Annotated in this window: 20 protein-coding genes and 1 pseudogene; 9 read left to right on the top strand and 12 right to left on the bottom strand. The window is 49.4% G+C overall.

What is annotated here, in order from left to right:
- The 12 genes and pseudogenes from OGY67_RS23720 to OGY67_RS12575 all read right to left on the bottom strand — a co-directional run.
- Window positions 1-143, bottom strand: a pseudogene (locus OGY67_RS23720) (holin); the annotation flags it as partial.
- A gap of 179 nt (window positions 144-322) precedes the next feature.
- On the bottom strand, window positions 323-1,165 hold the full coding sequence (locus OGY67_RS12525) for a hypothetical protein (protein WP_286574012.1): 843 nt from the start codon (window positions 1,163-1,165) through the stop codon (window positions 323-325).
- Window positions 1,166-1,307: 142 nt separating this feature from the next.
- The gene (locus tag OGY67_RS12530) at window positions 1,308-2,138 is read right to left on the bottom strand and encodes an antitermination protein (protein ID WP_286574013.1); all 831 of its coding nucleotides are present in this window, start codon (window positions 2,136-2,138) and stop codon (window positions 1,308-1,310) included.
- Between the two features lie 16 nt (window positions 2,139-2,154).
- Window positions 2,155-3,150 carry a DUF968 domain-containing protein gene (locus OGY67_RS12535; protein ID WP_286574014.1) on the bottom strand — a complete coding sequence of 332 codons (996 nt, stop codon included), beginning with the start codon at window positions 3,148-3,150 and terminating at the stop codon, window positions 2,155-2,157.
- Window positions 3,147-3,833, bottom strand: coding sequence for a phage antirepressor KilAC domain-containing protein (locus OGY67_RS12540; RefSeq protein ID WP_286574015.1), 687 nt, complete (start codon window positions 3,831-3,833; stop codon window positions 3,147-3,149). Before OGY67_RS12540 ends, OGY67_RS12535 begins: the two co-directional genes overlap by 4 nt.
- A gap of 13 nt (window positions 3,834-3,846) precedes the next feature.
- Window positions 3,847-4,233, bottom strand: coding sequence for a RusA family crossover junction endodeoxyribonuclease (locus OGY67_RS12545; protein ID WP_174332470.1), 387 nt, complete (start codon window positions 4,231-4,233; stop codon window positions 3,847-3,849).
- Window positions 4,230-5,126 (bottom strand): phage N-6-adenine-methyltransferase, encoded by an 897-nt coding sequence (locus OGY67_RS12550; protein ID WP_286574016.1) that lies wholly within the window; start codon window positions 5,124-5,126, stop codon window positions 4,230-4,232. Before OGY67_RS12550 ends, OGY67_RS12545 begins: the two co-directional genes overlap by 4 nt.
- Window positions 5,123-6,097 carry a conserved phage C-terminal domain-containing protein gene (locus tag OGY67_RS12555; protein WP_286574017.1) on the bottom strand — a complete coding sequence of 325 codons (975 nt, stop codon included), beginning with the start codon at window positions 6,095-6,097 and terminating at the stop codon, window positions 5,123-5,125. Before OGY67_RS12555 ends, OGY67_RS12550 begins: the two co-directional genes overlap by 4 nt.
- The gene (locus tag OGY67_RS12560) at window positions 6,085-6,381 is read right to left on the bottom strand and encodes a hypothetical protein (RefSeq protein WP_286574018.1); all 297 of its coding nucleotides are present in this window, start codon (window positions 6,379-6,381) and stop codon (window positions 6,085-6,087) included. Before OGY67_RS12560 ends, OGY67_RS12555 begins: the two co-directional genes overlap by 13 nt.
- On the bottom strand, window positions 6,374-6,601 hold the full coding sequence (locus OGY67_RS12565) for a DUF4222 domain-containing protein (RefSeq protein ID WP_286574019.1): 228 nt from the start codon (window positions 6,599-6,601) through the stop codon (window positions 6,374-6,376). Before OGY67_RS12565 ends, OGY67_RS12560 begins: the two co-directional genes overlap by 8 nt.
- Window positions 6,602-6,773: 172 nt before the next feature.
- A complete protein-coding gene (locus OGY67_RS12570) occupies window positions 6,774-7,325 on the bottom strand; it encodes a YmfL family putative regulatory protein (protein WP_227408914.1) in 552 nt (183 codons plus the stop codon).
- Window positions 7,326-7,335: 10 nt separating this feature from the next.
- A complete protein-coding gene (locus OGY67_RS12575; RefSeq protein WP_061381731.1) occupies window positions 7,336-7,581 on the bottom strand; it encodes a helix-turn-helix domain-containing protein in 246 nt (81 codons plus the stop codon).
- 97 nt (window positions 7,582-7,678) lie between these two features.
- On the opposite strand from OGY67_RS12575, the gene OGY67_RS12580 reads away from it, so the two are divergent.
- The 9 genes from OGY67_RS12580 to OGY67_RS12620 all read left to right on the top strand — a co-directional run bounded on the left by OGY67_RS12580 (window position 7,679) and on the right by OGY67_RS12620 (window position 12,660).
- A complete protein-coding gene (locus OGY67_RS12580; protein ID WP_060854491.1) occupies window positions 7,679-8,371 on the top strand; it encodes an XRE family transcriptional regulator in 693 nt (230 codons plus the stop codon).
- Between the two features lie 601 nt (window positions 8,372-8,972).
- A complete protein-coding gene (locus tag OGY67_RS12585) occupies window positions 8,973-9,344 on the top strand; it encodes a YfdP family phage-associated protein (RefSeq protein WP_044691226.1) in 372 nt (123 codons plus the stop codon).
- Between the two features lie 57 nt (window positions 9,345-9,401).
- The gene (locus OGY67_RS12590) at window positions 9,402-10,229 is read left to right on the top strand and encodes a YfdQ family protein (RefSeq protein WP_275182851.1); all 828 of its coding nucleotides are present in this window, start codon (window positions 9,402-9,404) and stop codon (window positions 10,227-10,229) included.
- A 128-nt stretch (window positions 10,230-10,357) separates the two neighbouring features.
- A complete protein-coding gene (locus OGY67_RS12595) occupies window positions 10,358-10,897 on the top strand; it encodes a hypothetical protein (protein WP_046669975.1) in 540 nt (179 codons plus the stop codon).
- On the top strand, window positions 10,885-11,061 hold the full coding sequence (locus OGY67_RS12600; RefSeq protein ID WP_001253787.1) for a hypothetical protein: 177 nt from the start codon (window positions 10,885-10,887) through the stop codon (window positions 11,059-11,061). Before OGY67_RS12595 ends, OGY67_RS12600 begins: the two co-directional genes overlap by 13 nt.
- Window positions 11,058-11,312: a hypothetical protein gene (locus OGY67_RS12605; protein ID WP_249457593.1), complete on the top strand. Its 255-nt coding sequence runs from the start codon at window positions 11,058-11,060 to the stop codon at window positions 11,310-11,312. The genes OGY67_RS12600 and OGY67_RS12605 overlap by 4 nt, the downstream gene beginning before the upstream one ends.
- The gene (locus tag OGY67_RS12610) at window positions 11,309-11,653 is read left to right on the top strand and encodes a hypothetical protein (RefSeq protein ID WP_286574020.1); all 345 of its coding nucleotides are present in this window, start codon (window positions 11,309-11,311) and stop codon (window positions 11,651-11,653) included. The genes OGY67_RS12605 and OGY67_RS12610 overlap by 4 nt, the downstream gene beginning before the upstream one ends.
- Window positions 11,646-12,089, top strand: a complete 444-nt coding sequence (locus OGY67_RS12615) for a hypothetical protein (protein WP_286574021.1) — start codon at window positions 11,646-11,648, stop codon at window positions 12,087-12,089. Before OGY67_RS12610 ends, OGY67_RS12615 begins: the two co-directional genes overlap by 8 nt.
- Window position 12,090: 1 nt before the next feature.
- Window positions 12,091-12,660, top strand: coding sequence for a 3'-5' exonuclease (locus tag OGY67_RS12620; RefSeq protein WP_065554929.1), 570 nt, complete (start codon window positions 12,091-12,093; stop codon window positions 12,658-12,660).
- The last annotated feature ends 31 nt before the right edge of the window (window positions 12,661-12,691 follow it).

The following is a 12,691-nucleotide window of genomic DNA, read 5'->3' on the forward strand; positions in this document are numbered from 1 at the left end:
GCAATTCTGTCGGCCAACATCCAGGACACCTCTTTTGCTGTTTTAGCTGTTTCGGCATATGCCTTCGCTGATACACCGCAGCCGGTCAGCGTGGCTCCTGTTCCATATGAAAGTCTGCTGTATATGGTGCTCATTCTGGTCATAGCCCTACCTCCGATTTTTCGGAAGGTGTTATGTGTGATTAAAGGGTCAGGCTTTACGGGCTGGATTTATCAACAAAGCACGTAGCGGATGATTCCCGTAAGCTTGAAATGAAAAAGGCCGCCGAATGGCAGCCTAGATGTGGATAAGTCCCTATACATCGGCGTGGTACAAAAATTAATCACACACCCTTTTTTACCCGTTCCCATTCATACTTTAACAATTTTTGTGAGAACGTAACTAATTCTTCAACTGCATCGATCATTTCGACGTTTTTTTCTTCAAAAGAATCCATTCTCGTTCTGTTTAGAGAATTATTTATAATAGTAACACGATTAAATATAGTTGTTATCTGTGCATACCAATTTTCTGAGGGATTCAACATCAATTTAATTTTCGCTTTTAACAAACGTTCTTTTTCTTTTTTAGAGTTTAGTATTTCTATTGCAGTATTAAGCCGCATACTCGCATTTGCTAACTGCGATTGCTCTTCTACTTTATCATGCACTGCGAAAACTTTCTTTATATTTGATGATTTGAGATTATGTTCATTGACGCGATTATTAAATTCATATTGCACTCTAAGCAGATCAGGCGCCAATGCCATATATTCTGAAAGTAAATCTCTAAGAGTATTTATCCACGCCTGCCGGTTTGCAGATAATACTTGCATGTTAAAATTTTGCTCAGCTATATCTCTCTGAGTTTCCCTGTCTTTTTCCATTGAAGATACTTGAGATGCCCTTTCTTCTTGTAAAAATCGTTGCTGCTCTTCACGTTCAGCTTTTAAAAAAGATTGCTGAGCAACACGCTCATCTTTAATTGTTCTAGTGTTTTTGACGAATGTGTATATAGCAATGCCTGCTGGTATAATACCTGCAACGAGAGAAACAACACCAGTAATAATAACCGTCGTGTAATCTGGGTCACTCTTTAATACTATATCCGGTATTTTATTAACAGCTAAATCCAACGAATTATAATTTTCGCCGATAAATTTAAATGGAATTCCTTGCCAAGCCATAAAACCCCCAGAAAAAAATGTTGGAAGTATCATAGCAAAAAACCCGCTGAATGGCGGGTTTCCTAACATTGAACATACAATGCCCATTATTAGTGTCAAATATACACAAAAATGGCAACATTGCAAACATTGTGACGTCAAATTACGCGATATTCATGAAATCATCACTTTTAGTAACTCGATTTAATTGAGAGTTCGTATAGCTCTCCTCCTGAAAACACTTCGTCACCAGGCTTTCATAAAATGGTTTCCAGCTATAACGCCAGGTACGGTCAGGCAGGCTCGGTAACTCCGAGAAGATACCGCGATAGGCAACCGAGGATTTTGGCCTGCTGTACCCGCGCCCTTCGCAACGCCTACACTCTTTGTAAACTGGTACACCCTGAATTTCTGTCGCTTTACGGTCAACCGTCTTGCCTGTTCCACCACACTGACAACGCTTACTTAACTTTCCGGTACCGTGACATCGAGGGCATAACGCTTGATTGATGTCTGTTACTTCACGCTTCACCTCAAAGTCAGAAGGTGATTGCTTAAGATCTTTTGCCCATTGCGGTAAACGCATTGTGTAATGGCTTTTCGTCACGGTTTTAGTGGTTGTAAGCAACCCTTTACCACTACATTTTGGGCATGCCACGCTATCAGCTGCTGATGATGAATAATCGTTATAGGCAAACCGGGCAAGGATACGCATGCAGAGGAGAAACTTTTTCCCTGATGCTTTGCGAATCGCCATGGGCGCATGCTCTTTCGCGTACTCCGTTAGCCAAGCTATTGACGCCTCCCTGTCCTGGCTGCTGATACCAGCTTTACCCAGAAACATAGCCAGCCCGATGCCTGCATCAGCCTGAGTCATCCCCAGTGCAGCCATTACATCAGTCACAGTAAGTTGTTCACTTGCTGTCGCTCTGCTGGTATCTGAGATGTGCATGCCTTTAGGCGCAAAAAACTTTAAAACATTGTCCAGATTCATACGGTCTCCATACTTCTTAAGCTGTCGCAATTACGCCTATCGCCAGAACCCGATCCATAAAACGCAGTAGCAGCTCAAGCTGCGTACCATGCTTCTGCTCGAATGCCGGTACATCGGCGTGTAACTCGTCGTGGCACTCTCTGCACAGAGGGATCACGAAGAGGTCATGGGCTTTTGTTGCTGTCCCCCCCATACCGTGCCCTACGATATGGTGCGGATCATCTGCTGGCCGTCGGCAACACTCACAGGGTTGTGTTTTAACCCAGCGGGTGTACGTCTCATTTATCCAGCGGCGACGTTTTGGCCTGAGCATAAAAGACTCTGGCGACTCCGGATCAACAGAGAGCGTGAGGATCTTCTTCGCCTTCTCCTGCACGAGGCTGGTTGCTGACGAGGAAGGCACTATGTCGCTTTCCCTCATGACAGAGCGGAGCTTCTCATCCGGAAGGCGTAGCCCCTTGTGCGCAACGATTTCCGGAATAACATCAGCCAGGTCGTTTCTGACCATCCACCAGCACAGTTCCGGAAGCGTCAGAATATGCGACTCGGGAAAACCAGAATCACGCCGAATGACTTCCAGAATCCAGGATACCAGGTTTCCTGCCGCTATACCTGCAAGCTGTTCGGTATGCTGCCCCGACAAAGTGTGATCGCATTGCCAGCACAGGCGAATACTTCCTGGTGGGTGCCGCATTGTTGTGAAGTTCTTGTCGTGCCACGATGAATGTGGCCACTGGCATTCAAACCGATTACTCAACCATTGTTCAAGGGAAGGAAGCCCTCCGGCACGCTGAATAACCCGCTCATTCCCGAAGACCTGCCGCATTACCGGATCATCAGCCAGCGGCTGAATGGCGGCGGGAACAGCTCCTGTACTGAATGACGCCATTTCTTCTGGTTCAGGCTCGAGCAGAACGCGACCGCGCATAAAGAGGTGCATCAGTTCCGCGCCGGGACGAAACAACACAATCCCCATGCGATGGGCGACTTCAGGAGTTAACAAAGCCCTCACGCCGCCTGCCCCCCTGCAATATGTTCAGCCCACAAACCACCAATCCAGCGTACTCCCTTGGCAGTGAAGCGCGTCTGGCTGAATGCGTGATTGGATGTGCTCGATGTTCCCGTCTTAACTTCAAATCTTCCCACGGAAATGTGCTGCGCCATGGGGGTAAGTGTGCCGCCGAGGCGATACAGAATATTGCGTTCAATAAGGAACAGACGAAACTCAGTTTCTTTTGCGTTAAGCAATTTGGCTACCTGCCGGAATGACATGGAGCCTTTTGCAGAGCAATAACGATCAACAAACTCCACTTTTGGCGCCGCGGCTGCCAGCTGGATGGTCAGTTGCTCTTTCTGCTCGGCTAAATCAGCAGCAAGTCGAAGCGCTTCCGGCAATGAGCGGGGAATACTGACACTCTGCCCTTCTTCCAGTTCCTGCCAGCGATCGACAACCGCGGCGGTAAATTCAGGTGACAGTCTGGCAACAATCACCAGAGAGTCGCGTTTGTTAAAACGATACTCCTGGTAAACATTACCGTTATGCTCAAAATCGAACTGCGCCAACGGCGCGGTTAAAATTCCCGCAGCAACAAGACGCTCAGCCGAGCGTTTCACGTCACTGTGTTTACTCTGAACCAGATCCGCAATATCACGGCTGGACATTGTTACAACACCATTCACGATTAACTGGCTCATACTTTTCTCCATATCAGGCGGCTGCACCCGCCGGTTCATATCTGCTGATCGTTATCTCTACCCGACCTTTCGGCACAACGGGTCCCCATTCCACCAGCATGCGCTTAATCTGGCTGTCGTCTTCCCAGACACCCGCATGTGTCAGCGCGTCAAACAGGGCTTTGTTGTAATTATCGATATCCCGGCGGCGCGCATCCGGCGGGTACAGAGTGATTTCTACCGCGGCCAGTTCAGTCGATGGCTTCGGGAGACGTCGTAATTGCTCAATGATCGCCACGCAGGCAGCGCTCTGGTATTTACGGCCATCAGCGCTAATGAGGTGACGACCGGCCAGCGGCCCCTTGTTAGGGGCGCGCCAGTAAGTGTTCACGCTCGGAGGGAACGGGAGTACCAGTCTCATGCAACCTCCCGCCGCATGCCGCTGACCAGTCCACCAGCAGTAGTAATGATTTCGCTGGTTGGCATGCGCTCCAGCCACAGCTGGTTAATGTTCGCTTTCAGCTTGTTCTGCTGCGATGCATCCAGAGAATCCGCCCCCTCAACCTGGTTGAACACCAGACCAACCTCAAGCGGCCAGATACGCGAATCCACATCAGGTAATACTGCTGGCGCTACAATGGGTTCTTCTTGCTCTGGAACCGTGGTGGCTGGTGGATGAACCTTTCCCGCGGCAAATTCGACCAGTGACATGAACGCCTTTCCTTTTTCCTCCAGTTCGGTACGGCTGATGTAGCTGAAACGCTCGCCACGCCATGACTTATCGAAGACAGCTATAGCACCGGCAAAAAACGCGCTGGTGGGTTTCTGTTTTTCGTCAGCAGGTACAAACCACACAGGCAGATCGAACCCAATGCGTCCGCGAATGAATACAATGTGATCGGCATCTTCCGGCCACCACGTTTCACTCGGCGCGGCTTTTATGAGGAATACATAGCGACCGCCCTTCTCGCGCTGGGCTGCTGCGTATTTCATGATGTGCGTCATACCAGTGATCGCCTGTTTCTCATGGTACTGCGAACGGCTATACGGTGGGTTGCCATAGCCAGCGCCACCCAGTTCTGCCAGACGTTCAGACCAGTCCTGCGTCAGCGCGTTATCTTCGGCGGTGTACCATGCTGGGCATTTCGCGTTGTCGGCGTCAGCAAACAAGTCCAGAACTAATGGACCAAATAGCGCGTTGATCCCCCAAAAAAGCAGATCCGGTGTTCGCCACTGATCGCCAACTTCTTTCAATTCGTGGGCTGGTTGGCTACGTAGTGCCGCCAGAGACTGGCAATATTTGTTTAACGTCATCCTCTGAACCCCTCTGGAATCGTTGTATCAACCGGACCAAATGCCATCACATCGCGCTTTTTCGCCCCCCAGTCAGCGCGTTTAGGCCGTCCCTTCTGCTCCCAGCGGGTAGCGCTTTGCAGATAGCTCTCGAACTTCTTCGGGCCAAACAGCGTTTCCGGCCGCATGTACTGATACTGCTCGTCGTTCTCGTGCCAGTGCTCATGCTTCAGGTCGATAACCAGTTGCAGGTCTGCAACGCTGTATCCCTCACGCAGTCGGGCGCGGATGTTCTCCAGGGATGTTTTTGATTTCTGATACCGGGATCCGCTGATCTGGTTCAAATGGGTCAGAACCAAAATTGCCTGGTCGGTAATCACAACTTCAGGGTCTGGTTGCTGCGCAACCGGACAAGAAGTTTTTTTATCCTGTGTACTCTCCTGAGTATTCTCTGTGTAATCTCCTGTATGAAAGTTTGTGGGATCCCCGCAGGCTTGTTCGTTGGGTTGTCCCATACTTGTTTGCGGGGTTTCCACATTCTTGTTTGCGGAATCACCGCAATCTAGTTTGCGGGACTGCACCAATCCAGATTGCGGCATTTCCACATTCTGGATGTTCCGCAATCTGGTTTTGTTCTGAGGTACGGCCTTCTTCACTGACTGCGTAGTTTCGAGCAGCAGCGCTTCCAGGCGTTCAGGATTAATGCGGTAGTGCATCGTTGCTGGGACACCACGGCGATCTTCTTCCAGAACGCCAAGCTGTATCAGACGTTTGCGAGCCGTTTCCTGTTCATCACGGGTTAATGCAGTCTCGCTGGCAATGTCTGCCTGGGTCTTATACATCCAGCCGCCATCCATACGGTTATGCCAGTAGACCATCTGCGAAAGAAAAACAGCCGCAACCGGGCCAGCTTTAACTTTGCCAACTCTCAGCTTGGCAAAAGCCGGGTTGTAAGCAATTGGACGATCAAGTAACTGAATCAATGTTCCCATGGTTCCTTCCTTAACCAATCCGGCACAGTAATGACATAACCGCTGGTAGACTCACCGAACTGCATCCCGTAATTTTTCCTCAAAAGAAAGCCGTTTTCGGTCAGGTAATTGATAGCGCTTATAAAATCTGCTGAGCTGCAACAGCACACGTCTGTAAATCTCTTATCAGAAATAAGCTTTTCTTTACCCCCATCACCACTTCCGCTTACTTGGATAAACAACATAATTAAACGATGTAATGGGCTGTTAAATTTGTAATCAAAAACGATATCTGCTTCAGTCATGGTCTTTTCCTTCAGGTTGATTTAGGTAGTGATTCTCATTGCTTACACTACTCGATTTATTCATTTCCCTGAATTTCCGCCTGAACTGCTCAAGTGGGCTGAAGCATTCGTGCGGGTAGCCATCACGCAGATAGATAACGCGCTGTGTTTCTGGCTCCCAGCGAATAACACGGACTGGCACTCCGCGGTGGTCTTTGAACCTTCGGTTAAGTTCGCGCACAGGCGTTTTTCCCTCCGGTTGTAGACCCCCACAATTGAAACCGTCCTACTGTGGTTACACGGAACCCAGCGGTTTGATAATCTGCGTTCATACCGAAACAACGGAGTACCCGAAACCGGGATCATCCTTAGTTGCGGTAGACGGTTAAAAGCCGTTAAACTGCTCATGCGGATTATTTCTCCATACTCGAAGAGTTGTTCGCCAAGGCGCCCGGAGCTGCACACTCGCGGGCGTCACTCTTTTCAGCGACACAAAAAACTCGATAAAGAAGCGTTACGTGCTCCTGGAACTTCGCGATAACCTGATAGCTGTTTTCCTCAATCTGAGCACGCTCATCTGCGTCAATTACCCCATCAGCCGTGGCTTTACGTACAAAATTAGAATGACGACCTATCCATTCAATGGACTCCATCAGGCGCTGGTTTATATCGGCGTTATCCAGATCATCAACGTCTGCCAGCGGTACAAATACGCCCTGAGAATGGCGCGCAACGGCATCAGCAATATGAGTTGAACCACCAGCACGTTGTAAAACCATTGCCCAGCCCAGCGGGAAGATTTGGTCTCCGTCAACACGAAGGCGGTTGAACAATGCGTTCTCTGTCACGCCCAACCATTCCGCCGCCTCGGCATAACCACCAGAAAGATCGGTGATCGTTTTTTTTATCGCCGCCACCAGCCAGGCTGGCTGACGTTCGACTTTCCAAATAGGTTCGTTACCCACGGTTAACCCCTTATTCCTGTGGTTTTATGTCTGTACTCGCGCCTGTACAGTTCGAATAGCGATGTGGATAAAGGATTTCTAGCTCATTGATTTTTCCTGAGAAGAAACGGACTAGGCGTTCAGCAATATCCAAGGAAGCAATTTGCTGCCCTCGCTCTATCCGACTTAGATTTCCCGGGTCGATATCAACCCCTTTTGCTACATAGGAAAGAGTCATACCTTGCGATTTACGCAAGATTCGTAACGGTGATTGCATATACCCTCCTTTAATTGCGTAAAACGCATATTAATTGGAACATACGACTTGCGCAAGTTGCTTTGCACATCACGCAAAAAAAACATGTAATAGACGCATGAACATAGGAAACCGCATAAGAGAACTTCGCACTGCGAAGGGTCTAAAAATCGCTGATCTTGCTGAAGCCGTTGGTGTCGACGGAGCTAACATCTCGCGTGTAGAAACTGGCAAGCAGAAGTCATTTACTGAACAATCACTTAGCAAATATGCTCAAGCTTTAGGCGTTAGCGTTGCTGATCTATTTACTCCAGGTGGAAATAAAACTACTGTATGTGAATACAGTGGTAGTAACCCACATTCTGGAGATGGATCTGTGTTTAGAGTGGAGATTCTTGATGTTAGTGCCAGTGCTGGTGGCGGCTTTATTCAAGGCAGTGACATCATTGATGTCATCAGGTCAATCGAATACAACAATGAACGTGCGCTAGCGATGTTCGGCGGAAGAACGGCAGATCAAGTAAAGGTAATCAACGTTCGAGGCGACAGTATGGCTGAGACGATCGAGCCTGGTGATCTTCTCTTCGTTGATATCTCTATTCATGAGTTCGATGGCGATGGAATCTATGTATTTGGTTTTGATGATAAAATTTACGTCAAACGATTACAGATGATACCTGATAAGTTGTTGGTGATATCGGATAACCCAAAATATAGAGAATGGTCCGTGGACAAGACCAACGAACACCGTTTTTACATCTTCGGGAAAGTAATGATAAGCCAATCTCAATCATTCAAACGTCACGCCTGACGCTACATATCAATGTTGAAACCGCCTTTATGGCGGTTTTTTTATGCTCCTAATATTGCGCAATTCGCAATTATTTACTTGCGTTATTCGCAATTTAATTTTATTGTCTACTCCATAGCGAACAGGCAGGACGCCCACGAAGTAGCCGCCGGTGGCGTATGAATAACCGGATGATTCGCTGACAGGTGTCTTCGGGAGGGGTTGCGAAGCTGGCTTGACCACCAGCAACAGAAACTCAGCCACGATACGGAGCCGTTAACCCACGGCGTGGAGTGTAAATACCGTAGGGGTTGTAGCTGGTTGGTCGCCAGCGCCCCGCCCGAAGATACCTACCACCGCGCTTGATGTGGTTAAAAGCAGGCCAAAGCAATAACAAGTAACTCCCTGTTCTGGCGGCCCGGTGTTTTCCCACTTGCCCGGTAACCGCCAGCCTTTTTCAGGGCACAACAGAAAAGGGCATCACCGGGCGACGGGCTCATAACCCAATCCACCCGGGCAAAAAGAAAGCGGTCTCTGCAAGCCGCCGACCAATGCAGGTGCCCTTCTCTGTTGTGTATGGAGAAAGTTCGGCGGTGGCAGCCGCCTTAACGAGGGTAAAACCATGAGTAATGACCGCATGACCGTAGTGCCAGATTTTCTTGGCGAACTGGATGCCGGCGTGTTCATGAACAAAATCGCGGCAGCACTTAATACCACCGCGCTTGGCGTTCTGAATAACGGCAACAAAGGCAAAGTAGTCCTCACATTTGATTTTGAGCGCATGGGTAATTCCGTTGAAGAGAAGCGCGTCAAGATCAAGCACAAGCTGAACTACAGCACCCCGACACCGCGTGGTAAAGCCTCCGAGGAGGACACAACCGAAACCCCGATGTGGGTCAACAAAGGCGGGAAGCTCACCATCCTGCAGGAAGACCAGGGCAACTTGTTTACCCTCGGCGGGGATCCGGACGGAAAGTTACGTGCGGCGAAATAAGCCGCGCTTGATAGCCCATAGTTTCAGTTTTTCTACATCTATCTTTAAGGAATTTTTATGTCTCAGTTAGACAGCGGTACCTTCAAGCAGGTCAAAGACCTGGTTCTTTCCGGTTATCACCTGAATGATATTCATGGCCTGGCTTGCCCGACCGCATTACTGCCAGAGGGTACTGGCGTTGAAAGCCTCGAGCGCTTTTCTCTGGAGCGTTTCCGCTTTCGTGGCGCAATGACCACAACCAGTATTGACGACTTCACACGTTATTCTAAAGGTTACGCCAGCGACAGTGAGCCAGCTCGTTGCTTCATTGACGCTGACAACATGACCGCCCGTTCAGTGTTCAACATCGGCACCCTGGATAATCCCGGTCACGCTGATAACGTTGCTTCAATCACCCTGAAAAAAACCGCCCCGTTCCGCGCGTTACTGCAGATCGATGGCCAACGTCTGAAGCAAAAACAAATCGCTGAATGGCTGGAAGACTGGAGCGATTACCTGCTGGCGTTTGATGCTGATGGTAAGACAATGCAGATTTCTCAGGCTGCTCAAGCTGTTCGTCGTATCACTATCCAACAGGCAACCCAGCAGGATCATGAAACTGGCGATTTCGCGGGTAAAAGATCGCTCATGCAAAGCGTCGAAGCAAGCAGCAAAGACGTAATGCCGGTGGCGTTCGAGTTCAAATGTGTACCGTATGAAGGCCTGGGCGAACGTCGCTTTAGCTTGCGTAACAGCCTGCTTACCAGCGATGAACCCTGCTTTGTTCTGCGCATCGTCCAACTTGAAGCCCAGGAAGAAGAGATCGCCAACGAATTCCGCGATTTGCTGATCAGCAAGTTCGACGGTGAATCAGTGGAAACTTTCATCGGTAACTTTAAAGCCTAATTGCTCTGCATTAAATCCCCGGCGCCGCGGGGATTTATTGAAGCGTAATTCCATTAATTATCGCCACCCGGCGAGGGATTCGTGCAACCAAAATCTGCGCGGTGCAGCGCGCTAATATGGAGAAAACCATGAGCTACATTCAGACATTATCCGGTAAAAAATTTAACTACCTGACCGCCACAATCGACGATATCGATGTTGAGGATATCGCGACTGCTCTTTCCAACATCTGTCGATTCGCTGGGCATCTGCCAGAGTTCTACAGCGTAGCCCAGCACTCTGTGCTTGTAAGCCAGATTGTGCCGCCAGAGTTCGCCTTTGAAGCGCTGATGCACGACGCTGCGGAGGCATATTGCCAGGATATTCCAGCCCCGCTCAAAGCCTTGCTGCCTGACTACCAGCGTATGGAAACTTATATTGATGGGCTTATCCGCTTTAAATTCGGTATCTCTCTTGAACAAGCTGCTGTCGTGAAATATGCCGATCTAACCATGTTAGCTACCGAGCGCCGTGATCTGGAAATCGATGACGGTTCGAAGTGGGAAATTCTCGAAGGTATTCCCTGCTCTGATCTCGTTCAGGTTATCCCTCTCCGTCCTGGTCAAGCCTATGGCCTGTTCATGAACCGCTTTAACGAACTGGTGGAGCTGCGCCAATGCGCCGCATGAAGGTAAAAGAACTCGTTGCGGAGGCTTTTGCCTCCGTTGCTGAACTGCCACCGAAGCATGCACCGCTTATGCGCGAAGTCGCCACCAGACTGGAAGCTACGTTCGCAGCATTAAAAGAGTCTCTGGTGCAATTGGAACAGGAACGTAAAGGTAAAACGCCATGACCGTATTTGAATATCTCCAGTCTCATCCGAATACCACCAGCGGTGAAATCGCCAAAGGTATGAACAAAAAGACACCCGCGGTCGCTGGCGCATTATCGCAACTCTATGGCACCGGCCGGATCGTGAAGTCAGGTGTTCGCAAGGGCATTCCAACATACCGTGTTAACGATATGCCGTTTGGGTGCAGTAACAGCCTAACCATGATGTTTAACCAGCTATTGAATAGAGCCAGACAGGGAGCAGCACAATGAGTAAATCACTGAACGCACGTTGCATCCGTCGCTGGACTGTCGAATTTAAAAGCCGCTGCGACTCAAAACACAGTCCGTACTGGCGTAAGCACCACCTTCGCAGTTACATCCGGGAATGCGCCATGACAACCGCTTATTCCATGGTCGACCGTATGGCAGAGGATAACGCGATGGTAGATTTTCAGGGGGCTAATCGCGGATGGTCGCCGGAGTTCTCTGCCTGGTACCACGAACACCGTGAACAGTATCTCAAAGAGGCGCGCGACTACCTGAACGAAGACGCCACCAATGACGAAGTCGACGAGGAAATCCAGAACGAGCTGGAGGCATGGAATGACTAAAAGCACAATCCACCCGGCGCTTGGTCCTTTATCACTCGATCGCCTGCACCAGATACGCGAACACCTGCAGCATGATACCCAGTACTCAAACGGCGGGAACAGAGCTTACATTCTCGCTGATATGTTGAATGTGATTGATGAGGTGCTAGCATCGAGGAACGCAGAGCCAGTATTTTTCATCGAGGTTGACGGAGACGACTGGATTCAGGCTGGCAGGATTCCGGGCTGTACGTTTGATTTTAATAATCTGCCGGATGGCGTCAATAAGCTCTGGTCCGCCCCGCAGCCAGCGCCAGTAGTGCCGGATGAAAAACCGATGCCAGAAGCGTCGAAAATGCATGCCATAGACGCTGTAGCTGCAATCGCTGAAGTCAGGGGATGGAACGCCTGCCGCGCCGCAATGCTTAAAGCAGCACCAAAACAGGAGAATATTTAACGTGAACAATTTAATGATCGACCTTGAGTCTATGGGCAAAAAACCGAATGCCCCTATCGTCTCCATTGGTGCCGTATTCTTCGATCCGCAAAGCGGTGAATTGGGTCAGGAGTTTTACACCGCCGTTAACCTTGAAAGCGCTATGGAGCAGGGAGCGGTGCCAGATGGTGACACTATTCTGTGGTGGTTAAGACAAAGCTCAGAAGCACGATCAGCAATCTGTGTGGATGATGCGATGCCGATATCGTCTGCCCTATCTGAACTGAGCCATTTCATTAATCGGCATTCTGATAACCCAAAATATTTAAAGGTTTGGGGCAATGGAGCTACTTTCGACAACGTTATATTGCGCGGCGCATATGAGCGCGCCGGCCAGGTTTGTCCGTGGCAATTTTGGAACGATCACGACGTCAGAACCATCGTCACATTAGGCAGAGTTGTGGGTTTCGATCCAAAGCGAGATATGCCATTCGATGGGGTTGCACATAACGCACTGGCTGATGCCCGCCACCAGGCGAAATATGTTTCAGCGATTTGGCAGAAACTAATCCCAACCACCAGCAACAGCTAAAATTATCCCCGGGTGCAGCCGGGGTAATGGA

Source organism: Citrobacter sp. Cpo015 (assembly GCF_030333035.1).
In the GTDB taxonomy this organism is placed as follows: Bacteria; Pseudomonadota; Gammaproteobacteria; order Enterobacterales; family Enterobacteriaceae; genus Citrobacter; species Citrobacter portucalensis.